This window comes from Actinosynnema sp. ALI-1.44 (assembly GCF_001984155.1).
Lineage (GTDB): Bacteria > Actinomycetota > Actinomycetes > Mycobacteriales > Pseudonocardiaceae > Kibdelosporangium.
In genome coordinates this window covers 1-24,165 of record NZ_MTQO01000041.1, presented here as the reverse complement: position 1 = coordinate 24,165, position 24,165 = coordinate 1, and the positions used below count along the sequence as shown (strand labels likewise).

Annotated in this window: 22 protein-coding genes; 6 read left to right on the top strand and 16 right to left on the bottom strand. The window is 68.4% G+C overall.

The features are described from left to right. Positions 1-179: 179 nt before the first annotated feature. Positions 180-3,266: an AfsR/SARP family transcriptional regulator gene (locus ALI144C_RS15290; protein WP_076987775.1), complete on the top strand. Its 3,087-nt coding sequence runs from the start codon at positions 180-182 to the stop codon at positions 3,264-3,266. A 45-nt stretch (positions 3,267-3,311) separates the two neighbouring features. Here the strand turns inward: ALI144C_RS15290 and ALI144C_RS15285 are convergent, their stop codons facing one another. Together ALI144C_RS15285 and ALI144C_RS15280 are read right to left on the bottom strand one after the other, a co-directional pair. After that, the gene (locus tag ALI144C_RS15285; protein ID WP_076987774.1) at positions 3,312-4,913 is read right to left on the bottom strand and encodes an ABC-F family ATP-binding cassette domain-containing protein; all 1,602 of its coding nucleotides are present in this window, start codon (positions 4,911-4,913) and stop codon (positions 3,312-3,314) included. A gap of 156 nt (positions 4,914-5,069) precedes the next feature. Continuing rightward, entirely contained in the window at positions 5,070-5,606 is a 537-nt protein-coding gene (locus ALI144C_RS15280; protein ID WP_076987773.1) for a hypothetical protein, read from the bottom strand. Positions 5,607-5,769: 163 nt separating this feature from the next. Here ALI144C_RS15280 and ALI144C_RS15275 point away from each other — a divergent pair, with 163 nt between their 5' ends. The 4 genes from ALI144C_RS15275 to ALI144C_RS15260 all read left to right on the top strand — a co-directional run bounded on the left by ALI144C_RS15275 (position 5,770) and on the right by ALI144C_RS15260 (position 9,363). Further along, positions 5,770-7,014 (top strand): helix-turn-helix domain-containing protein, encoded by a 1,245-nt coding sequence (locus ALI144C_RS15275; RefSeq protein ID WP_083753050.1) that lies wholly within the window; start codon positions 5,770-5,772, stop codon positions 7,012-7,014. A 12-nt stretch (positions 7,015-7,026) separates the two neighbouring features. Further along, positions 7,027-7,914: an aminoglycoside phosphotransferase family protein gene (locus ALI144C_RS15270; protein ID WP_076987965.1), complete on the top strand. Its 888-nt coding sequence runs from the start codon at positions 7,027-7,029 to the stop codon at positions 7,912-7,914. Positions 7,915-7,982: 68 nt separating this feature from the next. Continuing rightward, positions 7,983-8,435 (top strand): MarR family winged helix-turn-helix transcriptional regulator, encoded by a 453-nt coding sequence (locus ALI144C_RS15265; protein ID WP_076987772.1) that lies wholly within the window; start codon positions 7,983-7,985, stop codon positions 8,433-8,435. 16 nt (positions 8,436-8,451) lie between these two features. Then, complete coding sequence (locus ALI144C_RS15260; protein ID WP_076987771.1) at positions 8,452-9,363, top strand: TIGR03619 family F420-dependent LLM class oxidoreductase; 912 nt, start codon at positions 8,452-8,454, stop codon at positions 9,361-9,363. 44 nt (positions 9,364-9,407) lie between these two features. Here ALI144C_RS15260 and ALI144C_RS15255 read toward each other — a convergent pair whose 3' ends face one another. Genes ALI144C_RS15255 through ALI144C_RS15205 form a run of 11 tightly spaced genes read right to left on the bottom strand, consistent with a single transcriptional unit; the run spans position 9,408 to position 19,033 of the window. Beyond that, complete coding sequence (locus ALI144C_RS15255) at positions 9,408-10,034, bottom strand: nuclear transport factor 2 family protein (RefSeq protein WP_083753048.1); 627 nt, start codon at positions 10,032-10,034, stop codon at positions 9,408-9,410. Further along, a complete protein-coding gene (locus ALI144C_RS15250) occupies positions 10,034-10,507 on the bottom strand; it encodes a hypothetical protein (protein WP_076987770.1) in 474 nt (157 codons plus the stop codon). The genes ALI144C_RS15255 and ALI144C_RS15250 overlap by 1 nt, the downstream gene beginning before the upstream one ends. A 1-nt stretch (position 10,508) precedes the next feature. Then, complete coding sequence (locus ALI144C_RS15245) at positions 10,509-11,603, bottom strand: MCE family protein (RefSeq protein WP_076987769.1); 1,095 nt, start codon at positions 11,601-11,603, stop codon at positions 10,509-10,511. Beyond that, entirely contained in the window at positions 11,603-12,610 is a 1,008-nt protein-coding gene (locus tag ALI144C_RS15240) for an MCE family protein (RefSeq protein ID WP_076987768.1), read from the bottom strand. The genes ALI144C_RS15245 and ALI144C_RS15240 overlap by 1 nt, the downstream gene beginning before the upstream one ends. Then, entirely contained in the window at positions 12,610-13,596 is a 987-nt protein-coding gene (locus tag ALI144C_RS15235; protein WP_076987961.1) for an MCE family protein, read from the bottom strand. The genes ALI144C_RS15240 and ALI144C_RS15235 overlap by 1 nt, the downstream gene beginning before the upstream one ends. Then, positions 13,596-14,579, bottom strand: a complete 984-nt coding sequence (locus tag ALI144C_RS15230) for an MCE family protein (RefSeq protein WP_076987962.1) — start codon at positions 14,577-14,579, stop codon at positions 13,596-13,598. Before ALI144C_RS15230 ends, ALI144C_RS15235 begins: the two co-directional genes overlap by 1 nt. Further along, positions 14,576-15,580 (bottom strand): MCE family protein, encoded by a 1,005-nt coding sequence (locus ALI144C_RS15225; protein ID WP_076987767.1) that lies wholly within the window; start codon positions 15,578-15,580, stop codon positions 14,576-14,578. The genes ALI144C_RS15230 and ALI144C_RS15225 overlap by 4 nt, the downstream gene beginning before the upstream one ends. Beyond that, a complete protein-coding gene (locus ALI144C_RS15220) occupies positions 15,577-16,782 on the bottom strand; it encodes an MCE family protein (RefSeq protein ID WP_076987766.1) in 1,206 nt (401 codons plus the stop codon). Before ALI144C_RS15220 ends, ALI144C_RS15225 begins: the two co-directional genes overlap by 4 nt. Beyond that, complete coding sequence (locus ALI144C_RS15215) at positions 16,779-17,573, bottom strand: MlaE family ABC transporter permease (RefSeq protein ID WP_076987765.1); 795 nt, start codon at positions 17,571-17,573, stop codon at positions 16,779-16,781. Before ALI144C_RS15215 ends, ALI144C_RS15220 begins: the two co-directional genes overlap by 4 nt. Before the next feature lie 3 nt (positions 17,574-17,576). Then, a complete protein-coding gene (locus ALI144C_RS15210) occupies positions 17,577-18,341 on the bottom strand; it encodes an MlaE family ABC transporter permease (RefSeq protein ID WP_441297561.1) in 765 nt (254 codons plus the stop codon). A gap of 14 nt (positions 18,342-18,355) precedes the next feature. Further along, on the bottom strand, positions 18,356-19,033 hold the full coding sequence (locus ALI144C_RS15205) for a hypothetical protein (RefSeq protein ID WP_076987764.1): 678 nt from the start codon (positions 19,031-19,033) through the stop codon (positions 18,356-18,358). Between the two features lie 398 nt (positions 19,034-19,431). Here ALI144C_RS15205 and ALI144C_RS15200 point away from each other — a divergent pair, with 398 nt between their 5' ends. Continuing rightward, entirely contained in the window at positions 19,432-21,147 is a 1,716-nt protein-coding gene (locus ALI144C_RS15200) for a fibronectin type III domain-containing protein (RefSeq protein ID WP_076987763.1), read from the top strand. 59 nt (positions 21,148-21,206) lie between these two features. On the opposite strand, the gene ALI144C_RS15195 is transcribed toward ALI144C_RS15200, so the two are convergent. The 3 genes from ALI144C_RS15195 to ALI144C_RS59035 all read right to left on the bottom strand — a co-directional run bounded on the left by ALI144C_RS15195 (position 21,207) and on the right by ALI144C_RS59035 (position 24,155). Continuing rightward, positions 21,207-21,860 (bottom strand): DUF5753 domain-containing protein, encoded by a 654-nt coding sequence (locus ALI144C_RS15195; RefSeq protein WP_076987762.1) that lies wholly within the window; start codon positions 21,858-21,860, stop codon positions 21,207-21,209. Between the two features lie 718 nt (positions 21,861-22,578). Continuing rightward, entirely contained in the window at positions 22,579-23,769 is a 1,191-nt protein-coding gene (locus ALI144C_RS15190; protein WP_076987761.1) for a helix-turn-helix domain-containing protein, read from the bottom strand. 224 nt (positions 23,770-23,993) lie between these two features. After that, entirely contained in the window at positions 23,994-24,155 is a 162-nt protein-coding gene (locus tag ALI144C_RS59035; RefSeq protein ID WP_441297564.1) for a hypothetical protein, read from the bottom strand. Positions 24,156-24,165: the final 10 nt, after the last annotated feature.

The following is a 24,165-nucleotide window of genomic DNA, read 5'->3' as shown; positions in this document are numbered from 1 at the left end:
CGACGCCGGCGAGAGAGGACGTCCGGTGGGACCGCTGGGGGTGGTCCCACCGGGCGTCCACACACCGGCACGTGAACGCTGTTGGCGATACTGTGTCCGGCCGGGGGGCAGTTCGCCGGTTCGGCATGGGCTGATCCCCTCGATAAGGGACCAGACACCGTATCCGGCGAAAGTTGTCGATGCAGTTCCACATTCTGGGGCCGCTGGAGGTCCACGGCGAGCACGGGCGGATGCGGCTCACCGGCAAGCCGACCGCCGTGCTGGTCACCCTGCTTCTGCAAGCCAACCGCGGCGTGTCCCACGAACACCTCATCGAGGCGGTGTGGGACGACCGGTTGCCGAACACGGCTGTCGCGGCGCTGCGCACCTATGTCTCCCGCATCCGCCGCGCGTTCGCCGACATCGAGCCCGGCACGGCGGAACGGATCGTTGCGCAGCCGAACGGGTACGCGATCCGTGTCCAGCCCGGTGAGCTGGATCTCGAGCGGTTCCGGGCGCACGTGGAGCGCGGCCGGGCCGCCGCGGCAGGCGGCGACTTCGCCGAGGCCATCGACAACCTCGACGCGGGTCTGGGCCTGTGGCGGGCACGCGCGCGGGAAGAGTGGACCGGCACGCTCGGACAGCACATGGCCGGCCTCGACGAGGAGTACTTCGCCGCCGCCGAACACCAGATCGAGCTGAAGCTCGCCGTCGGCGAGTCCGCCGGGCTCATCCCCCGGATCACCTCGCTGATCACGGCACACCCGCTGCGCGAACGGCTCCGCGAACACCTGATGCTCGCGCTCTACCGCAGCGGCAGGCAGTCCGACGCGCTCGCGGTCTACCAGGAGGTCCACCACCTGCTCGGCAGGGAACTCGGCGTCCGGCCCAGTCCCGGCATGCGGGAGCTCCACCAGCGGATACTGGCGGAGGACCCCGCGCGGCAGCCCGTCGCGGTCACGGCGGGACCGCAGCCCGACAGCACGGCCGTGCCGTTTCAGCTGCCTGCCGACACCGCTCACTTCACCGGCCGCGACGACCTGGTCAGTCAGTTGCTCCGGCTTTGGCCCGTCCACCGCGACGGACGGGCGCGGGGGACGGTGGTGATCTCCGCTGTGGAGGGCATGGCGGGGGTGGGCAAGACCACCTTGGCCGTCCACGCCGCGCACCGGCTGGCCGACCGGTTCAGCGACGGCGTGCTGTTCATCGACCTGCACGGGTTCACTCCCGGTGTGGACCCGGTCGCCCCGGAACACGCACTGGAGTACCTCCTGCGGGGCCTGGGGCTGTCCGGCAACCAGATCCCGTCGGACCGAGACGCGCGATCGGCGCTCTACCGATCGGTCCTCGCCCGGCGGCGAGTGTTGATCGTGCTGGACAACGCCGCCGACGAAGCCCAGCTCCGACCGCTGCTGCCCGCGGCGCGCGGGTGCGGCGTGCTGGTCACCAGCCGGCGGCACCTGGTCGGTCTGGACGACACCGTCCACCTCAACCTGCCGGTTCTTCCCGCAGGCGAGGCAGCGGCGTTGTTCCGCGCCCTCGTCGCCGACCGGGCAACCCCAGCGGACGCACGCACCATCGCGGGCATCGTGGCGCTGTGCGGGCATCTCCCCCTGGCGATCCGCATCGTCGCCGCCCGTCTGCGCGCCAACCAGGCAGGCACACCAGCACGGCTGCTCGCCGAGTTGACCGACGTGCTCACGACCGAGCAGGGACTGGACTGGTTGTCCGACGGGCATCGCGCGGTCAGCGCCGCGCTGGGGGTGTCCTACCGCCACCTCGCCCCGGACCAGCAGCACGCCTTCCGGCTACTCGGCCTGCACCCCGGCGTCGACATCGAGCCGTACGCCCTCGCCGCACTGGCCGACACGACGATCAACGAGGCACGGCGACTGCTGGAGCACCTGCACACGGCCAGCCTGGTCATCCAAACCGACTACCACCGCTACACGCTGCACGACCTCGTGGCCAGCTACGCCACCAGACTGGCCCGCGGCTCCCCCGAAGCCGAACAGCGGGCCGCGCTCGATCGCGTCTTCGCTTTCTACGCGTACACCACATCGGCCGCCCTGGCGGTGGCCTACCCGTGGGACGCCGCCTACCCGTGGGAAATCGATGAACGCCCGCCCATACCGGCCCCCGGCACACCGACGCCGCCTCTCGAGGACGAGGCACAAGCACTGCTCTGGCTGGACACCGAACTAGGCAACATCCTCGCCACCGCCCACCACGCACCCGGCCACGGGCGGCCGGACCACACCAGCCACCAGGCCACCATCCTGCACCGCTACCTGCGCATCCGAAGCCTCTACACCGACGCCCTGGCCATCAACGACCTCGCGCTCCACCACGCCCGCGCTGGGGGCGATCACGTCGCCATCCACAACGCCCTGGCCTGCCTGAGCGCCGTTCATCTGTGGTACGGCCGGTACGACCTTTCCGCCGACCAGGCCCGGCAGGCGTTGGTCCTGGCCCGCGCGGCGGGCAACCGCGCGGGCGAACAGGACGCACTGCACGGCATCGCCGAGGTCCACATGCAGCGCAACCAGTTCACTTCCGCCACCGACTACCTCGAGCGGGCGCTGGACATCGCGGTGGAAACCGGCAACCGCGTCGCCGAACTGGGCACGACGCTCAGCCTGGGTGGCGCCCACCAGTCGCTGCGCGACTACGACAAGGCTGCCGCCTGGTACCAGCGCGCACTCACCGTGAGCCGCGGCATCGGACACTACCGCGCTGTGCAACACGCGATGCGCTGCATCGCCAACCTCCAATGGCTGCAAGGCGAACCGGGATCAGTCGTGGACACCTACCACGAGATTCTGGCCATGGCCAGGGCCTCCGGCAGCCCCATCAGCGAACAGCTCACGCTCCGCGCCCTCGGCAACGTCCACCGGCAACTGGCGCAGTACCGGAAGGCCGTCGACTACTACCAGGAAGCACTGACCATCGCCATGAAAACCGGCGACCCGATGTTCCAAGCCGAGGCACACCAAGGCATCGGCCGGGTCCATCAAGCCGACGGACGCCACTGCGACGCCCTCAGCCACCATCGAACAGCGCTCGAACTGGCGGACGAACTCGGCCAACCCAGTGTGCAAGCGCGTGCCCACAACGGTATCGCCCATGCCCTCAGCTCCCTGGGTGACACCGACCGAAGCCGCGAGCACTGGAACGCCGCGCTGGCCATCCTCGCGAACGTCAACCTCACGTACACAGAAGAACCCGACATCACCACCGCGACCATCCTGGCCCAGCTGGCCACGCTCGACAAAGGACAGTCGTAGTCGGTGGCGAACGCCGGGGGTTGTCCGGCGTCCGCCAGCACCGGGTCAGAGGGTCAGCTGTGGCCAGGATCGCGTGTCCCGCAACAGTTGCCGGTCGTGCGTGGCGAGCACGACCGCGGCGGGGGTCGTGGTGAGCGCCGCCGTCAGCTCGTCGACGAGCGCTGCGGACAGGTGGTTGGTCGGCTCGTCGAGCAGCAGCACGTGCGGCTGGCTGACCAAGACGAGCGCCAGGTCCACACGTCGCCGTGCGCCGACGGAGAGCTCACCGAGCGGCCGGTGCGTGTCACCGCGGTCCAGCAGGCCGAGTTCGCCGAGCCCCGGTGCGGGAATCCCCGACCGGGCCACCAGTTCCTCGTACAACTGCCGGGCCGTGCGGCGGGGTGGCGTGTCCGATTCCTGGCCCAGCCGCCCGACCCGGACCGGTTTGGCACGCCTGACCGCGCCCGTGTCCGGTTCGATCAAGCCGGCCAGCACCGCGAGCAGCGTGGACTTCCCGGCACCGTTGGGGCCGGTGACCACCAACCTGTCTCCCGAGTCCAATGCGAGTGCCACCGGGCGCTCCAGTCGTCCGGTCACGGTCACGTCGTCGGCTCGCAGCAGGGTCGCGCCGCGGTACTCCGGCAACTGCGGCATGGCGAACCGGGTGGGCGGCGGTGGGACGGCCACCACCGCCGCCTCCAGGTCCTCCTGCCTGCGGTGCACGGCACGCACGAGACCTGGCGCGCGGGTGGCGCGGGTGTGTTTGCCGGTGCCCTTGGCCGGACGCCAGCCGTCCTTGAGCCGGTTCTGCGCCGCCGACAGGTCGTCGGCCAGCCGTTGCCGCTCCGCGACCTGGTCGGCGTGCGACGCCTCCCAGCGGGCGCGTTCGGCTCGGCGGCCTTCGACGTACGCGGCGTAGCCACCGCCGTACACCCGTGGCCTGCCGTCGCTGGACGGGTCGAGGTCGATCACTGTCGTGGCCACGTCCGCGAGCAACGCGCGGTCGTGTGTGACGATGACGACCACGCCCACGTGCGCGCGCAGTTGTTCGGTGAGGTGATCGAGGCCGCCCGCGTCGAGGTGGTTGGTCGGCTCGTCGAGCAACAGGATGGAATGCCGTGCCCCGAGCAGGCACGCCAGCCGCACGCGGTGCCGTTGCCCCACCGACAGTGTGCCGAGTGGACGGTCGCGGTCGCCGACAGCGTTCAGTGCTGCCAACGAGATCTCGACTCGCCGGTCGGCGTCCCACGCGTCGAGCGCTTCGGCCACCGCGAGCGCGTCGGCGTACGCGTCGTCGGCGCCGGGTGCGCCCTCGGTGAGGGCTTCGGTCGCCTTGTCCAAATCGGCCAGCGCGGTGCGTACGGCAGCCAGTTCGAGGTCGATCAGATCGCCGATGGTGTCCGTGGCCGCGAGCGGGATCTGCTGATCGGCCACGCCGACCGATCCCGCGTGCCAGACCTCGCCGTGGTCGACGGGCAACTGCCCGGCCAGGACCCGCAGCAGGGTGGTCTTGCCGCGGCCGTTCTCACCGACGATGGCGACCCGGTCGCCCGCTGCGGCGACAAGGTCGACCCCGGCGAGCACGGGCCGCCCGCCGAAGGAAAGGTGGACGCCGGACGCGCGGACGTGCGCCGCGCGGGCAGGGGCCAGCGCAACAGGGGATGACATGGGAAATGCCTCCAGCTAGAGGTGATGCGTGAGCAGGACGAGGACGGCACCGCAGGACCCGTTCTCGGTCCGCGGCACCGGTGGAGGCGTCGTCGCTCAGAGGTACATAGGTGTTTGCATCACGTCCAGCAGGTTAGATCATCCCCCGCTGCCGGGTCACCCGGTTTTCTGGCCGTCCAGGCGCTGGCAGGCGGGGGCGTGTGAGAAGGCCGCGTCCAACTCCTTGTTCGCCCGCAGGTCCTTGGTCGGGCCGACCGCGCCGCTCAGCGGTTCCAGGCCCGAGCCGACGGACTCGACGGCTTTCTGGAAGGACACCGGGTCGTTCGCCTGCGCCTGCTCGAGTCTGCCGCGGGCGGAGTCGAGCGTGCCGCGAGCGGAGTCCAGGGTCGCCATCGCCTTGTCGACCGCGGCCTGGCCCTCGGCGACGGGCGGCGGTCCCGACTGTCTGAGCCGAGCGGACACCGAGTCGATCGCGGCGCCGATCGACCCGAGGTACGCGAGCAGGCTGGCTTTGGCCTGCCGCGGGTCGGCCGCGTCGATCCGCGGCAACTGGGACAGTTTCGCACCGCCGTCCTGGACGGTCTGGCAGACCTGGTCCGCCCACGCGATGGCCGGGCGGTTGAGCCCGTCATCACCCGATGAGCACCCGGCGGCCAGCACGACAGCGACGGCGAGCACCGCGAGACGATTCATGAAAACGACACTAGAGACGCGGCACACCACCGGACAATGACGGAACCGAAAACCATCGATAACACACAAAACCGCCGGGCCCGATCCGCAGATATCGATAATTGACATATCCGGCCGCACAATCATAGGTTCAGGGAAATCCATTCGGCGGGAAAGGCCCACGGTGACTGGAACCCCCGATCCCGCGCAGCGGATCGCGTTCGATTCCCTGTTGTCGGCGTCCGGTGACGGATCGTCGGCCACGCTGTGGTTCCGCCTGCCCGCCGAGCTCGCGGTGCTGTACCGGCCGCGGATCCCCGAACTGGCCGGTGAGATAGCCGACGAGCTGCGGCGCACCGTGCCCGCGTTCGGCCAGATGGGCGACGCCTGCACGAGAAAAGTCACCGGCTATATCCAGCAGGCGGTCACGCAATTCGTCGACCGACTGGCCGACCCGACCGGTCCCCGTGATTACGCGGCCGAACGATTCCGCCAACTGGCGCTGCACGACGACATTCAGGGCAGCCCGATACTCGACATCCTGCAGAGCGCGTACCGGGTCGGCGCCAGGGTCGCGTGGCGGCGTGTGGCCGACGAGGGCACCAAGATCGGTGTCCCGACCGACACGCTGTGCCTGCTCGCCGAGACCATCTTCGTGTACATCGACGAGTTGTCCGCGTTGTCGGTCGAAGGCAGCGTGTCGAGGAGGATCCGCGAAGCCGGTGCGCTGGAGCGCAGGCGCAGGCAACTGCTCGAACTGCTGCTGGGCGGGGCGACGCACGAGGCGTTGGCACGGCTGTCGGAGGCGGCGCACTGGCCGTTGCCCGAACGCGTGCTGGCGGTGTCGCTCGACGTGCGTGACGCGTGGCCGGACCCGGAGGAACCCGCGCTGGACAGCCGGATCCTGGTCGACCTGGAGGGGTCGGCGCCGTGCCTGCTGGTCGCGGAGGAGCACAGCGAGCTGGTGGACACCCTGCCGATGATCATGCCCGGGTGGCGCGCCGCGGTCGGCCCGGCGACCGAGCTGGGTGACGCACGCAAGTCGTTGCGGTGGGCCCGCCGGATCACGCAACTGGTGCAGTGCGGTTCGTTGCCGGACGCGCCGGTGACGTGGTTCGACGAGCAGCTGTCGACGTTGTGGCTGCTCAACGACCGGTTCATGGTCCAGCAGATCGCCGCGCGTGTGCTGGCGCCGCTGGACGGCCTGACCCCGACCCAACGCACGACGCTGGGCGACACCCTGTTGATCTGGCTGGAAACCAGGCGCACGGCGGTGGAGATCGCGCAGATGCTCAACGTGCACCCGCAGACCGTGCGCTACCGGATGCGTCAGCTCAAGCGCCTGTTCGGCGACAGCCTGGAGGACGCCGACATGCGGTTCGAGATCGAGGTCGCGCTGCGGGCCGAACGCGCCCGGTTCGACGACTGACACGATGTGCGGGTGACGGACAAGATCACCTTCGGGCCGGACCTGGTGCGGTCGCTGCTGCGGGACCAACACCCGGATCTCGCGGACCTCGAACTCCAGGACGTCGAGGGCGGCTGGGACAACCAGCAGTTCCGGCTCGGCGCCGAACTGGCTGTGCGCCTGCCACGCACGCAGCGCGCGCCCGGGCTGCTGCGCACCGAGCAGAAGTGGCTGCCGGTGTTGGCCGAACGTCTGCCGTTGCCGACGCCCACGCCGGTGCGTGTCGGACAACCGTCGAGCCTGTTCGAGCACACCTGGACGATCGTGCGCTGGGTCGACGGCGACCCGGCCGATCGCGCGCCGGTCACCCGAGTCGGAGCAGCCGAGGTTCTGGCGGAGTTCCTTGCCGCGCTGCACAAGCAGGCACCAGCCGACGCACCGGTCAACCCCACGCGAGGCATTCCCCTTGCCGGAATGCGGGACGGGACCGACACGTGGTTCGACCTCATCGCCGGACACGCGAACGCGGACGGCGCGCGGGAAGTCTGGGAGAAAGCCCTGGCGGCGCCGGACTGGCGTGGCACTCCGCGCTGGCTGCACGGCGACTTGCACCCGGCGAACGTCGTCGTCCGGGACGGCACGCTCGCCGGGGTGATCGACTTCGGCGAGATGTGCGCGGGCGATCCCGCGACCGACCTGTCAGCCGCCTGGATCCTGCTGCCCGACGGCGCGGCGGCGCGGTTCTTCGACGCGTACGGCCAGGCCGACGAAGCGACCGTCACCCGGGCCCGTGGCTGGGCTGTTCTGCGCGCCCTCGGGCTGATCGGGATCGGGCGCAACGGCAGGCTCGGTCTCCCCGGGGGCAAGCCGACGTGGGAACCGGCGGGCTACGCCGCGCTCGACCGGGTGCTGGAGTGGTAGCCAGTCAATCATTGATGTCCTTCAATTAATTACTGGCGTCAATCACTGAGGCCCGTTAACGTTGTCGCATGGCGTCTGACGAGCCTGCGGCGGAGCGGCCCTGCTTCCGGTTGGCGCGGGTCGGTTTGGCGGTGAACGCGCGGCTGCGGTCGGCGATGACGGTCACCGGGCTCAAGCCCCGGCAGTGCCTCACGCTGATGGTGCTCGCCGAGGACGGGCGGATGAGCCAACTCGCCCTGGCACAGGCACTCGAGGTCGACCCGAGCGTGCTCGTGTCGATCCTCAACGAACTGGAACAGCGTGATCTGGCCACGCGGCAACGTGAACCGTCCGACCGGCGCCGACACGTCGTCGTGCTCACCGAGCACGGCCGCGAGGTGGTCGGCCGGATCAAAGCGGCCGTCGACGAGGTCGAACGCGCGGTGTTCGCCGACTTCGACCCGGCCGAACTGGCCCGGCTGGACGACCTGCTGCGCAGGCTCGCCGCGCCGCACGACTCGGCGGACTGCGCCGAGGACTGACACTGGGAGGGCAATCGTGGAACTTGGGGTCGGGCTTCCGACGGCGGGCGCGATCGCGTCACCGGAGGCGATCGTGAAGGTCGCCCAGGCGGCGGAGGAACTGGGATACGCGGCGGTGTGGACCTTCGAGCGGCTGCTGCGGCCGGTCGGCAAGGTCGCCATGCTCGGCATGGACGAGCCGCAGGAGCTGCCGGAGAGCTACCGGAACGTCTACGAGCCGCTGGTCACGCTCAGCCACGTGGCCGCGTCGACCAGCCGGGTCAAGCTGGGCACCAGCGTGATCGACGCGTTGCTGCACCCGCCGGTGCTGCTGGCGCGGCGGTTCGCCACGCTGGACCAGTTCAGCGGCGGCCGGGTGATCGCCGGGCTCGGCCAGGGCTGGATGAAGGAGGAGTTCGAGACCGCGAACGTGCCCACCAGCCGCAAGGGCGCGGGATTCGACGAGGTGGTCGCCGCGGTGCGCGCGGCGTGGGGGCCGGACCCGGTGTCGTTCGACGGCCGGTTCTACAAGATCGCGCCGTCGGAGATCAACCCCAAGCCGGTCCAGGACCGGATCCCGGTGGTGGTCGGCGCGGTGACGCCGAAGGGCATCGAACGGGCCGCGCGGATCGCCGACGGTGTCAACCCGGTCGTGTTCTCCCGCGACCAGCTGTTGCAGGTCTCGTCGTCGTTCCTGAACGCCGCCAAGGAGTTCGGCCGCGACCCGGACGAGCTGACGGTGATCGGCCGCGCGAACGTGGACATCACCGACAAGCCGATCGACGGCGAACGGCCGTTCCTCGCCGGTTCGCCCGAGCAGATCGTGGAGGACCTGGCGACCCTGGACGGCCACCGCGTCGACCAGGTGCTGTTCGCCAACAACGTCTCAGTCGACCTGGACACCGAACTGGACCTGATGCGACGACTGGCCAAGCTGGCCGGACTCTGAGGCAGAGAACCTGACAGAGCAGGTCCGGTGCCTTCAGGCCACAGCTAACGGGGGATGAGTTCGCTGATTCGCCATCGGCCGTCGATCCGGCGGGCCGAGATCGAGAGCTGGGCGGCGCCCGCACTTGTCGTGTGGGTGTCGCCTCGTGTCGCGGACTGGTCGACGAACGCGAGCAGCCGCGCTTGGTCGCCGTCGAGCGAAACGACGCCGACACTGACCACTTTGGACGTCACGGTGATGCGTTGTTCCCCGGCGTGCGCCTTGATCTGCTCGAACAGCTTGGCGTACTGGCCCTGTGCCTCGCCGGTCAACGTTTCCCGCGCGGCGCGCTCGGTGGTCGTGGTGTCGTCGTAGTGGTACGAGAACACCTGCTCGAGCGAGTCGCGCACCTGCGCGGTCACCGCCGCGAGGTCGTCGTGGGGACGATCGGTCCGCAGCCACAGTCCCACGCTGGTCAGTGCGACCGCGATCGCCAGCAGCACATAGGGAAACCGCCGGGTGACTGGCTCAGCCGCGGCCTCTTGCGGCACTTCGACTTGCGGCTCGGTGCCAGGTTCGGGGCCAGGTTCGGGGCCGGGTTCGGGGCGGCGCCTGGTCCCGGCGACGACGGCCCGGCGGCGGGGCGGGGACTGCGGCTTCTGCGGCTTCGGTGCCCTGCGCAGTGTCCTCATCAGACAGCTCCAGCCGGGATCTGGCCCAGTGCGCCGACTTTCCAGCCCGCGTCGGTGCGCACCAGCTCGGCGCGCATCCGGCTGCGTTTGGTCACCGGCTGCCCGCCGTCCGGCGTGACCACGATCTCCACCGCGGCGATCACGACCGCCCTCGACGGGTCGAACTCGGTGATCGCCGCGTCCAGCACCCGGCCTTCGGTCACCGTCCTCGCCTGCTCGATCTGTTTGCGGCTGCCTTCCTCGGTCTGCCGCAGTTCGTCGGTCAACGCGCCGGTGGACACGCGCTGCCACCGCTCCAGTCCTTCGTCGATCCTGCGGTAGTCCAGGGTGTTGAACGTGGCGATCGCCCGTCGGCCGCTGTCGAGGGCGACCTCGCGATCGGCCGTCTGGTCGGCGGTGAACCACGTCCAGCCGCTCCACCCCGCGAACCCCGCGGCCACCACCACCGCCGCGACGCAGATCGTCCTGAGCACGTCAGCCTCCTGGCGAGTTCTGCGAGCCACGGACCCCGGTCGGACTACCGGGTGGGAGCGCGCACCGAGCGGCCGTGTTCAGCGGCGCGGGCGCGGTGTCACGGCCGTTGCGGTACGGCGTGCCGCCGTAGCCCGTCGTGCACGGCAGCGGCTCGAAGTACGTGACCGCGAGACCGAAGTTCGCACCGTCGGGCCGGATGACCTGGGACGCGGCGGACACCGCCGCCGGGGTGACCACCAGCAGCTCCTCCAGGCCGCGCTGGCGGGTGACCACGACGTTCGACGTGGTCAGCAGGTTCGCCAGCACGACACCGAGGTTCGGCCCGGTCTCCCGCACGAGCCCGCTCACCTGCCCGGCCACCGCGGGAACGGACTTGAGCAGGCCGCGGATGTCGCCGTCGGACGCCCTGAGCCGTTCGGCGATGAGCTTCGCGTTGGTGCCGAACGACTTGATCGCCTCCGACGTCTGCACCTGTGTGGTCAGCACCGTGCCGCCGTCGGTGATCAGCTGGGTGGTCTGCGGCAGGTGCGTGGTGGCCAGCTTGGTGAAGCTCGTCGTCGAGTCCAGCAGCGCCTGCAGGTCCGGGCCCGCTCCCCTGGTGGCCTCGTGCAGTTCGTCGACGACCGTGCGCAACGCGTCCGTCGGGACGGATTCGACGAGCCGATCCAGGTTGAGCAGCACTGTCTCGGTCGGCAGCGGCAGCTTGGTCTGCTTGATCTCGATCACCGAGCCGTCGGCGAGATACGGCTGGGCGTCGCGGCGCGGTCGCAGGTCGACGTACTGCTCACCGACCGCCGACCGGTTGGTGACGACGGCTTCCACGTCGACCGGCACCGGCGGCGCGCCGTCCTCGATCCGCAGGTCCACCTCGATGCCCTGGTCGGCGAGGTGCAGCTGGCCCACCCGCCCGATCGCCACCCCCCGGTAGGTGACCTCGGCGTTGGTGAAGATCCCGCCGGAGTCGGCGAGCCGGAGCTTGACCACGTAGCCGGATCCGCCGAACACGCCCACGTACCGCGCGCCGACGTAGCCGACACCCAGCATCGCGATGATCACGAAGACGATCACCTGGATGCGGACCGTCCTGCTCAACATCAGCGCCCTCCCTGGTCGACCGGCGGCAGGGGCAACGCGGGCCCGCCTTTGCTGTCCAGCTTCAAGTGCACGTTGAGGTAGTCGCCCTGCAACGCCTTGAGCACCGAGTCGGGGAAGGGGAACGTCAGCAGCATCTCCATGGCCTGCGGCAGGTTCTGTCCCGCGTCGGCCAGGTGGCGCAGCGTGGGTTCCAACGCCTTGAGGTCGGCGATCAGGTCGTCCTTGGACTGCTTGATCGTGCCGACCGCCGCCGAGGACAACGCGTCGAGCGACTTGAGCATCCCGACGATCGAGCCGCGCTGCTTGGCCAGCACTTCGATCCCGGGCCCCAGGTTGTCCAGCAGGTCGGCGATCTTGTCCTTGCGCGCGCCGAACTCGCCCGCCAGCTTGTTCATCCCGTCGATCGCCCTGGTGATGTCGCCCTTGCGGGCGTCGAGCCCGGCGACGAACGTGTCCACATTGGTCAGGAAGGACCGGATCGCGGTCTCGTTGCCGCCCAGCGCGAGGTTCAGCTCCTGGGTGATCTGCTGGATCTGGCCGACGCCACCGCCGTTGAGCAGCATGGACAACGCGCCGAACACCTCTTCGATCTCCGGGTTGCGGTTGGTCCGCTCGACCGGGATCACCGCGCCGTCCCCGAGCACACCCTCCGCCGTACCGGACGGCGCGGCCAGTTCGACGAACTTCTCACCGAGCACACTGGACTGCCGCAGCCGGGCAATCGCGTTGCCCGGCAGTCGAACCGTGCCGTTGACGGCCAGGGTGACCTCGGCGGTCCGGCCGTCGGCGGCCAGTGTGATGCGTTCGACGCGGCCGACCGGGACGTCGTTGACCTTCACACCGGACTGCGGGACCAGGTCGAGAACGTCGCGGAAGCCGACCGTCACGCGGTACGGGTGGTCGCCGATGTCCGCGCCGCCGGGCAGCGGCACGTCGTACAGCCCGGCGGTGGAGCTGCACCCGGCCACCATGAGGCAGACGGCAACGACCGAAACACCCCGGCGCATCACCGGCCACCGACCATCGGGACCGGGAGGGGCGCTCCGGAGAACTCCAGGATGTTGGCGCGGCCGTCGATGGTCTTCGCGGCCGGGTCGTAGGCCTTGAGCAGGTTGCCCAGCGCGAGCGGCGCGGTGTCCAACGCCTCGGACAGCGACGCCTTCTGGTCGGCCAGCACCTTCGTCACACCGGTCAGTTTGTCCACATTGGACTTGACGCGGCCCCGGTTGTCCTCGACGAACGCGCGCACCTGGTCGACCACCCCGGCCAGTTCCCGCAGCGCGGCACCGAAGGCGTCCCGTTCGTCGGCCAGGATCCCGGAGACCTGGGCCAGCTGGTTGTTGAACGTACGGACCTGGGTGTCGTTGGCGGCGAGCATCGTGGTGAACTTCTGCACGCTGTCGATCGTGCCGAACAGGTCCTCCTGGGAACCGCTCAGCGTCCGGCTGGCCTTGCCCAGTTCCCGGATGGTCTGGTTGAGCTGCGTGCCGTTGCCGTCCAGGTTCTTCGCGCCCGCCTCGATGAACTCGCTCAACGCGCCGTCGGAGTTGGCGCCCTGCGGCCCCAGTGCGGTGGTCAACTTGTCGAGGCTGCCGAACAGTTCGTCCAACTCCACCGGCACCACGGTTTTCGGCACCGGGATGACAGCACCGTCGGCGATCTGCTCGCCGCCCTGGTAGACGGGCGCGAGCTGGACGTACCGGTCGCTGACCAGGCTGGGCGTCACCACGAGGGCGTTGGCCCCGGCTGGGACGGCGGCGCCGCGATCCAGTGCCATCGTGACCCTGACCTGCTCCCCCATCGGTTCGACCGCGTCGATCCGGCCGATCGCCACTCCCAGCACGCGCACGTCCGAGCCGGGGTAGACGCCGACCGCCGAGGTGAAGTACGCGTAGACGAGTTTGGCGTCCCGCCCGGTCACCATGGCGACCGTCACGGCCAGCACGGCGACAACCGCCACCAGCGCGCCGATCTTGAGGTACTTGCGGCGCATCAGCGACCCGCTCCCTTCGGCGGTACGCACCCGTTCGGGCTGGGCACGAGCCCGCAGACGTACGTGTCGATCCACCGGCCGTTGCCGACGGCGTTGCCGATCAGCCGGTAGAACGGCCCGGCCAGCCGCAGGCCGCGGTCGAGGTTGTCCTGGTTGCGTTGCAGCACAGTGGTGACGCGTTCCAGCTGGGCGAGCGCCGGCCCGAGCTGGGCCTGGTTGTCGGCCACCACACCGCCCAGTTGCTTGGCCAGTTCCCGTGTCCCGGCCAGCAACGACGCGATCGCCTCGCGGCGCTTGGCGAACTCGGCCAGCAGCACCCCGCCGTCGGAGATCAACGACTCGAACTGGGCGTTGCGGTCGGCGACGGTCCTGCCGAGCGAACTGGTGTTGCCCAGCAGCTTGCGCAGTTCCTGGTCACGCGAGGAGATCGTGGTGGACAGTCTGGACAGCCCGTCGAACGCGGCGCGGACCTGTTCTGGCGAGGTCTTCGAGAACGTCTCCGACAGGGTCCGGAAGCTCGTCGCGAGCTGCGCGGTGTCGATGGCGCCCGTGGTCTTGGCCAGGTCGCCGAAGGCGTCGTTCACGTCGTAGGGCGTCACGGTCCGGGAGCGCGGGATGGGCACGTCCGGGTCGAGCGGCTGTGTCCCCAGCGGATCCAGCGCCAGGTTCTTCTGTCCCAGCAACGTCTTGATCCGGATCACGGCCACGGTCTGGTCGCCGAGCCACACGCCTTGGGCGCGGAAGGTGACCTTCACGTGGTCGCCGTCCAGTTCGACGTCCGTGACCTCGCCGACCTTCACCCCGGCGACGCGGACCTCGTCGTTCGGTTTGATCCCGGCCGCCTCACCGAACTCGGCGGTGTACTCGGTCCCGCTGACGAACGGCAGGTCCGACCAGAAGAACGTGAGCAGGCCGACCATGAGCATCGCCGCGGCGCCGATCAGGCCGACGGTCACGGGGTTGCGGTTGCGCAGCGATGTCATCCCTTGCACCTCGCCTCGGTGTTCGGCACGCCGACCGGCGGGCCGCCCGGCGCCCGCGGCGCGTCGGAAACCGCGGAGCACAGGAAGAAGTTCAGCCACGACCCGTAGGAAGCGGTCCGGCCGATCGCCTCGTACTTGGTCGGCAGGTTCGCCACGAACGCCTCGAACACCGGCGAGTTGTCGGCGAGGACCTGCGACAGGCGCCCCAGTTGGGCGATGTCCTTGCGCAGCGGTTCCCGGCCGTCGCGCAGCAGGTCGCCGGTGGCCGTGGTCAGCGCGGCCAGTCCGTCGACCGCGTCGCCGACCGGTTTGGCGTCGCTGGCCAGGCCGGAGACCAGGTCCTGGGTCGTGGTGATCAACGCGGACAGCTTGTCGCCGCGCCCGTTGACCTGGTCGAGCACCGTGTTCAGGTTGGTGACCACCTCGCCGATCACGCGGTCCTTGTCGGCCAGCGCCTTGGTCAGCGACGCCGTGTGCCCGAGCAGGCTGTCCACCGTGCCGCCTTCGCCTTGCAGGACCTGGATGATCTCCATCGACAGCTGGTTGACGTCCTGCGGCGACAACGCCTGGAACAGCGGGCGGAACCCGTTGAGCATCGCGGTCAGGTCGAGCGCGGGTTTCGTGCGCTCGAGCGGGATCTGCGAATCGGGCGCCAGCACGTCGTTGCCCGTTCCCAGTTCGAGCGAGACGTACCGCTGGCCGATCAGGTTGCGGAACTTGATGGTGGCGGTGGTCGTGGTGGTGAGCGAGCGGTCGCTGGACACGGAGAACTCCACCTCGCCGACGCGTTGCTCGACCACGCGCACCTCGTCGACCTGGCCGACGCGAACACCGGAGATCCGGATGTCGTCGCCGGGGTTCACCGAGGTCACGTCGGTGAACCGGGCGCGGTAGGACACTGTGTCCCCGCCGCCCTGGTTGGCGATCGTGATCCCGAGCAGCGCGGTCGCCGCCAGCGTCAGCACGACGAAGACCGCGCCTTTCACGATGGCCCATTTCATCGGATCGTCACCTCGGCTCCGCGCAGCAGGGGACCGACCAGGAGGCTGCCCCACTGGGGCATCTCGGCCGGGGTGGTGCCGTGGACCGGCGCCAACAGTTCGGCGATGAAGCGGTTCTCCTCCGGCGAGTTCGCCACCTGGGTGGCGGTTCCGTTCGCGCCGTAGCACTTCGGGCCGCCGGTCGCGGTGAACACCGGTTTGTCCTTGCCCGGCACGTACGGGCCGCGCGACGGTTTGACCAGGAGGTTGACGTGCAGGCCCGGCTCGTTGGTGCCCGCGCCGAGCACCTTCTCCACCGACGGCTTGAGCTTGTTCACCGATTCGAGCAGGCACGGGAACTCCGGCGAGTACCGCGCCAGCAGCTCCAGCGTCGGCCTGCTGGTGTCCGACAGGCGGATCAGGGTGTCCTTGTTGGACTTGACGAACCCGGTCAGGTCGTCCGACGCGGACGTCATCGCGGTCAGCAGTTCGGCGACCGACTGCCGTTGCTCGGCGATGGTCCTGCTGGTCGTGGTCATCTCCGACAACGCCTCGACGATGTCCGGACCGGCTTTCTCGTAGCCCGCCAGCGTGTCGGCGAACTTGGTGATGTCGGCCTGCAGCTCGGGCATCTTCGGGTTCAGCTGGGCGAAGTACGCGTTCAGGTCGGTGATCGTCGTACCGATCTGCTTGCCACGGCCGTCCAGCGCCTGCGAGATCGCGCCGAGCGTGTCCGCGAGCTTCTGCGGCTGAACCGCCTGCAGTACGGGCATCAGGTCGCGCAGTGCCTTCTCCAGTTCGATCGCGTGCGGCGTGCGGTCCTGGTCGACCACGTCCCCGTCGGCCAGCCGGTGCCGGTCCGGCGCGTCGGGGATGATCAGGCTGACGTACCGCTGGCCGAACAGGGTCTTGGGCAGCAACCGGGCGGAAACGTTGCGCGGCACCCGGTCCAGCTTGTCCGGTTGCAACGCCATCTCGACGTCGACACCGGCGTCGGTCACCCGGACCGCGCGCACGGAGCCGACGACCATGCCGCGGACCTTCACGTCGGCGTGGGGTTTGAGCTGGTTGCCGACCCGGTCGGCGCGCAGCGTGATCGCCGCGGTGGTGGTGAAGCGCTTGTCGTACACAGCGATCGCCAGCCAGGCCAGGAAAACCAGGACAAGCAGGAACGCGATGCCGAGGATGTGGTTGCGGACACGGATGTTGCGCCTGCGGCTCATCCGGCCACCCGCACAGTCGTGGTCGCGCCCCAGATCGCGAGGCTGAGGAAGAAGTCCAGGATGCTCACCATCACGATCGACGTGCGCACCGAGCGGCCGACCGCGACACCGACGCCCGCGGGCCCGCCCGCCGCGCGGAATCCGTAGTAGCAGTGCGTCAGGATGATGCCGACGCTGAAAACCAGGACCTTCACGAAGGACCAGAGCACGTCCTCCGGCGGCAGGAACAGGTTGAAGTAGTGGTCGTAGGTGCCCGCGGACTGCCCGTAGACCTCCACGGTGATCGTGCGCGCCGCCAGGTACGAGGTCAGCAGGCCCAGGACGTACAACGGGACGATGGCGATGAACCCGGCGATCATCCGGGCGGTGACCAGGTACGGCAGGCTGCGCACGGCCATCACTTCGAGTGCGTCGATCTCCTCGGAGATCCGCATCGCGCCCAGCTGCGCGGTGAACCCGGATCCCACGGTCGCCGACAGCGCGAGCCCGGCGACCAGCGGCGCGATCTCGCGTGTGTTGAAGTAGGCCGAGAGGAACCCGGCGAACGCCGACGTGCCGATCTGGTTGAGCGCGGAGAAGCCCTGCAGGCCGACGACCGTGCCGGTGAACACGGACATGCCGACCATCACGCCGATGGTGCCGCCGATCACCGCGAGCGCACCGCTGCCGAAGCTGACCTCGGCCAGCAGCCGGACGACCTCGCGGTAGTACCGCGTGACCGTCAGCGGCGCCCACGCCAGTGACCTGGCGAAGAACCCGAGCTGGTCGCCCAGCCGTTCCAGCGAGTTCACGCCCTATGCTCCCTTCGCCGGGACGAGTTCCAGGTACAGCACGCTGATCACGAAGTTCACGAAGAACAGCAGCAGGAACGTGATCACCACGGACTGGTTGACCACGTCGCCGACGCCCTTGGGCCCGCCCTTGGGGTTCAGGCCGCGGTAGGACGCGACCAGCCCGGCGAGGAACCCGAAGATCAACGCCTTCAGCTCGCCCACCCACAGGTCCGGCAACTGCGCCAGCGCGGCGAAACTCGCCAGGAACGCGCCGGGGGTGCCGTCCTGCACGATGACGTTGAAGAAGTAGCCGCCCGCCACGCCGACCACGCTGACCATCCCGTTGAGCAGCACCGCGACCAGCATGGACGCCAGCACCCTCGGCACGACCAGCCGGTGGATCGGCGACACGCCGAGCACCTGCATCGCGTCGATCTCCTCGCGGATGGTGCGGGCGCCCAGGTCGGCGCAGATCGCCGAACCGCCCGCGCCCGCCACGATCAACGCGGTCACGATCGGGCTGGCCTGCTGGATGATCGCGAGCACGCTCGCCGCGCCGTTGAAGGAATCCGCGCCGATCTGCGCGGTCAGCGACCCGAGCTGCAACGTGATCACCGCGCCGAGCGGGATCGACACCAGCGCCGCGGGCAGGATGGACACGCTGGCGACGAACCAGAACTGGTGCGCGAACTCCTTGCCCTGGAAAGGAAGCCGGAACATGCCCGCGATCACTTCGAGGCCCATCACGAACAAGCGCCCGAACGCGCGCAGGGATGCGGCAATCATCGACATCGCGACCATCACGGGCACCCGATGCAGCGCACACGCAGTTTGGTGACGAGGGTGTTGCCCGGTCCGGACACCAGGCCGGTGAGCAGCGGATCGAGGTCCTCGGTCACCCCGCAGCCGCTGAACGGCGGGATGTCGTACTTCGACGTGATCTCGCTGACCGACCCCTCCGGCAGGAGTTTGATCGGGCCGTTGATGCGGATCACGGCCGGTGTCGCGGTCCGGCAATGGGCGCCGACGTTGAGCGGGACGCCGTCCTGGCGCACGTCACGAAGCGCTATGTACAACTTGAGGGTGATGTCGGCCTGCGCGTCCGGCAATGTCACCACTACTTTGCCCGTCGCCAGGCCGTCCTGGACGAAGTCCGTGGTGTTGGTGACCGGCATGAACCGGAACACCACGAAGTAACCGGGCGACGGCGGCAATGCCAGCGTGCCTTCGATCGAGTTGTCGGCGATGTCGATCTCGGCGTCGAATGTGCCTTCTTTCAGCACGATGTCGGAACCGAGTTTCGCGATCGTCGAGTGGCCGCTGACGTAGAACGAGACCTTGAGTTTCGCGGCGGCCGAATCCGGTGCGCCCGGCTGGGCGACCGGCTGGGCCGCCGGGGCGGGCGCAGCCGATCCCGGGAGGGCCGACAGCAGCGAGAACGCCACTGCCACACCGCAGAACGCATTCCGGAGCGCCATCGCCACCCACTTCGGGAAATCGGAACTTACTCGGCGGTACGCTACCGGCGAATGACGGCTCCGACAATCATGTCGAACGTTTTTGTCAGCAGATTAGGAACCCGGCGGCGCACACTTGTCGCACAGTGCGCACGACCAGGGCCCCACCTGCGAAACTATGCCGTTTCGCCAACGCGACGAGCCGCACATGTCATGCTCCGACAAATTCGGGGACGCCCAGGGCGGAAAGAGTAGGAACGCTTGCGACAGATCGGCCGAACGGTTACCTTACTGGCCAGTAGCCTAACGTTCGGGTGGCTACTTCCCCATCCGGCAAATCGGCGATTGAACAGCCCCTGCCGGACCGCGGGGTATTCGACCGCGGTTTTCGTATCATCGTTGATACACGGAGGAAGATTGTGAACAATCGAAGAGGGTCGAGGCGGCTCGGGCCCAAGATCGGCACGGCACTCGTCGCGGCGGCCACGGTGATGGGAACAGTGGCGGGCACAGTACTGCTGGGTGCTGGCAGCGCGGCGGCCGATCCCGTTTCGCTGACCCTGACCTACAAGTGCCCCTTCCCCCTGATCGGTGTCCAGCCGATCTCGGTGAAGATCGACGCGGACTTCCCGAAGACCATCCCGGTCAACACGCCGACCCCCGAGTTGGACATCAAGACCATCTCGACCGTCGGAGCCACTGCGACACAGGGCTTGAACCTGGTTCAGGCCAAGACACTCGAAGGGACCGCGCTCGCCGACGCGGCTGTCGCGGCACCTGAGGGAACCCTGCCGGTCAAGGTGCCCGTCACCCTGCAGAAGGTCGACATCCCCGCGTCGGGCGAGTTCCAGATCGGGGCGGACGGCAAGACGCCGTCGCTGTCGTTCACCAAGCCGGGAACGGTGAAGATCACCGTCGGCGACCTGCTGCTGCACCTGGTGCCCCGCAAGGCGGACGGGTCGCTGACCGGGCTCGGCGAGTTCGACTCGCAGTGCACCCAGGATCCCGGCCAGAACAACGAGTTGGCCACAGCCGAGATCACGGGTGGCGGCGGTGGCGACACCGAGGCGCCGTCCGCACCGGCCAACCCGCGTTCGACCGGCACCACCGCCAACAGCGTGTCGCTGGCATGGGACGCCTCCAAGGACAACGTCGCCGTCACCGGCTACGACGTCTACAACGGAAGCACCCTCGCCACCAGCGTCACCGGAACCACGGCCACGATCGGCAACCTCGCCGCGAACACCAGCTACACGTTCACGGTGAAGGCGAAGGACGCGGCCGGGAACGCTTCGCCCGCCAGTGCTTCGGTGACGGCGAAGACGCAGGGCGGCGGTGGCGCGGACACTGAGGCACCGTCCGCTCCGGCCAACGTGCGTGCGTCGGGTACCACCAACAACAGCGTGTCACTGGCATGGGACGCCTCCAAGGACAACGTCGCCGTCACCGGCTACGACGTCTACAACGGAAGCACCCTCGCCACCAGCGTCACCGGAACGTCGGCGACGGTGGGTGGCCTTGCCGCCGACACCAGCTACACCTTCACGGTCAAGGCCAAGGACGCCGCCAACAACGCGTCCGCGGCCAGCGCCCCGGTGACGGCGAAGACGCAGCCGGGCGGCGGCAACACGGTCAAGTACGGCTACACGCTCGCCGGTTCGTCGTTCATCAAGGCCCCCAACGGGACGACGAAGCTCTCCGGTGGCATCGACGCCGAACTGGACCTGGCGACCGCGAAGTACACCGCCGACCTGACCCTGGACCCCACCACCGGTGACTTCAAGGTGCTGGGTTTCCTGCCGGTGACGGCGAAGGTGGCGTTCGAGCAGGCGGCGAAGACCACCGGCAGCCTGACCGGTGGCGTGCTGACCTCCAGCTCGAAGGTGCAGGTGAAGCTGCCGCAGGTGAGCGTGTTCGGCTTCCCGATCAGCAACTCACCTGACTGCCAGACGGTTTCGCCGTCGGACATCAACCTGAAGTCCGGCCCGAACTTCGACCCGCTGGCGGGCGGCAAGCTGACCGGTGAGTACACGCTGGCGAAGTTGCAGGGCTGCGGCGGCCTCAACGACTTCATCAGCGTCTTCACCTCGGGACCGGGCAACACGATCGACCTGACCCTCACCCCGAAGAAGTAACTCGCACAAAGACTGTGGGGCTCAGGTGCGTCGTGCCTGAGCCCCACTTCCACGTGCGCTCACGTCAGCATGGCGCGGATCATCGCGAGTGACTGTTCTGGGTTCGTCGCACGTCGGGCGACGTTCCCGAGCAGGTGCTTGATCTTGCGGGTTTGGCCGGGGACATGGCTTTCCTGCAGGCCGATCACCGACTCGGTGAACACGCAGTCGGGCTCGTCGTGGTCGTCGAAGGACAACACGCACACGGAACTGGTGAGCCCGACGCTCACAGGTCGCTCCGACACGATCTGGATCGTCACGTTCGGCAACTGCGCGCACTCGACCAGCTTGGCCAGTTGAGCGCGATCCACCCCATGCCCCAACACGGACTCATGAATCAACGCGTGGAACTCCAGCAACGGTTGCGTGGTCAGACGCTCCTGTTGCCGCGTCAGGAACGCGACCCGCTTGGCGACCAAGGACGGGCACTGCTGCGCAATGGTCGTGCGCGCATAGGCCTCGGTATGCAGCAGCGCGGGGATCTGACCGAGTTGGTACTCGATCTTGCGGCTGGCGTAATCCTCCAGCCGGACGCAGCGGACGTCGTCGAGGTCGAACTCCTGCCACCACGGCCGTTGCTTGGCCAGCTCCCACAGTTCGGCGTACGGCGTGTAGTCACAGCTGAGAACACCGTAGGCGTCCAACAGGATGACCAGTTCGTGGTACGTCGGCAATTGGTGACGTTCGAGCCTACCGAGTTTCTTCGGCTCGATGCGAGCACGCTCACCCGCCTACTCCTGGGTCCACCTGCCCTGTTCACGAAGCTTCTTCAACACCCGCACGAGCTTGCGGCCGTGGTAGTTCAGGGGTGGGATCGACCCTGCCATGCTTGTTCCTCCAGCGATACCGCGACCACGGCGTGTCATGGGTGGCACGATGTCGCGTTGTATCTACTGTGGACTAGGTATACCGGGTCAACACCCATTTATGTGGACGGCAGCAACACTCGTTGCTGCCCGTGGAACGAGTCGCCTTGGCCGGTAGTGTCGTGCCGCAGGCGTTGCTGTGTCGTAGCGGGATATAGCAAGGCGATCGCGATCTGACAGCATTCCGGACACAACCAGTCAGGAGTACGGGGACGGTGCTCCCACACGTGTTCGACGGGGAGTCCGCACACCGCGATTGGCACGTCGTCGTTGAACGACACTATGTGCACGCGACCGGCGTAGTACTTACTGCCAGAGGGGTTGGTTCCCCAGACGACGGCGTCAGGTGTCTCCACACGATCACCCGATTGGCCCGCGTTCGGCAACGCCCGCCGTTTGTGAACTGCCGATTCGTGTGCTCAAAGTCGTCACCTTCCGCATCTTGACGGTGACGATATGAAGGCCCGTGGACGTCTGGCTCGGACACTGTGTCCTACTACCCGATCAGGCAGTAGGACACAGTGTCCTAGTCCACGCCTGCGCCCATTCGGCCCGCCAACTCCCGCAGGCGGCTGGGACGCTCGTGTTCCAGCAGTTCGTTTACTATCTGCTTCGGCAGCGACTGGTACTTGCTCCACTCCGGGGCGAGGGATTCCATGGCGAAGATCGCGTCTGTCGCGCGCTGGCGGTGGCCGAGCCGAAGATGCGACAGCGCCACGTCGGCCAGGTGGCGGGCACGGGACGCGAGCGGGAGGGCCGCGTCACGGGGCAGAGACTTCGCAGCGCTCAGTGCTTCCACGAAGTTGTCCTGTACGACGTGAACATCCACGGCGAGCATGGACACCTTGGCTGGGCCGAACGTGGTTTGGTGGTCCGTACGCTCGTAGCCAAGCCGGTGTGCTACCTCACCTGCGACGTCCAGCAGTTCGTTGGCGCTGTCGCGCTTCTGGTTGCGAGCTGCTGCGGTGGCGGCAGTGACCGTCAGGAGGCCGTACACCGCGAGCTGCGAGTCGTGCACCGTCCCGCCCGGCTCAATCTGTCCGGCGGCTCTGCGGGCCACACCTTCAGACTCCGCGGAGCGGCCCTGCACCAACAGTTGCCACGCCACCGAAACGCACATGGCTGAGGCAAGTAGTTCGTCTTCTCCGTTGTTCGCCGCCGTAAGGGCTTCGCGGATCGCCAGGAAGGCCCCGTCTTGCTGTCCGAAGTGGACCAGGGTGTCGCCCGCGACTTGGTACACCCGAGCAAGCGCCTGGGCCGCGCGGGCCCTTTCGTTGGCCGCCACCGCCCGATGGGTTGCCCGGACGCGTGGGAGCGTGAGAGGGATGAGGCTGCCGAGTTCTTCGTACTTGCCGGTCCAGTACTGACCCCAGAGATAGTCCACCTCGCGCTCGGCCTCGGCGAGTGACAGTGGTTCGTCGTCGAGGTCGTTCGGGTCGAGCAGATCGTCAACCGGGGTGATGGTGCGACGTATGGCCATCACGCCGCCATCGCTGCCTGGCAGGGCGCTGTGCTTGCCGAGCAGACGCACGAGCGGCACGTCCAAGGCCCGCGCGATCTTGTGCAGGTTGGAGATGCGAGCCGTGTGGCGCTGGCCCTGCTCCAGCTTCCTGATGAGATCCACGCTGACAGCGGCCTTGTCGGCAAGCTCCCGCTGGGTGAACAGCTTGCCGCGCAGCCGCTTGATGTTCGCGCCAATGCCCGTCTGATCGCTCATCACGACCTGCCCATCTTCGTAGGTCTGGCGTGCTACCCCCAGACACGGCTCACGTCTCGGGTAGTGCTGCTTTCAGGGTAGCTTGGCGACGGCAAAGGAACGTCGGGCGTGTGACGGTGGGCAGGCTGTGTTCGACAAGGCTCGCTGTGCTTCATGCAGTTCGCCGAATACTCGGGCGTTGTCGGATGGCATGACACGCACGTCGAGCAGCCCGGCGGACATCGTCAGCAGCTGATACTCCAGCCATCAGTCGCGATAGCGGCTGGGGCGCAGCAGGGCGATGGGCGTTGCTGCGCGATGGTCGTGCGCGCATAGGCCTCGGTATGCAGCAGCGCGGGGATCTGACCGAGTTGGTACTCGATCTTGCGGCTGGCGTAATCCTCCAGCCGGACGCAG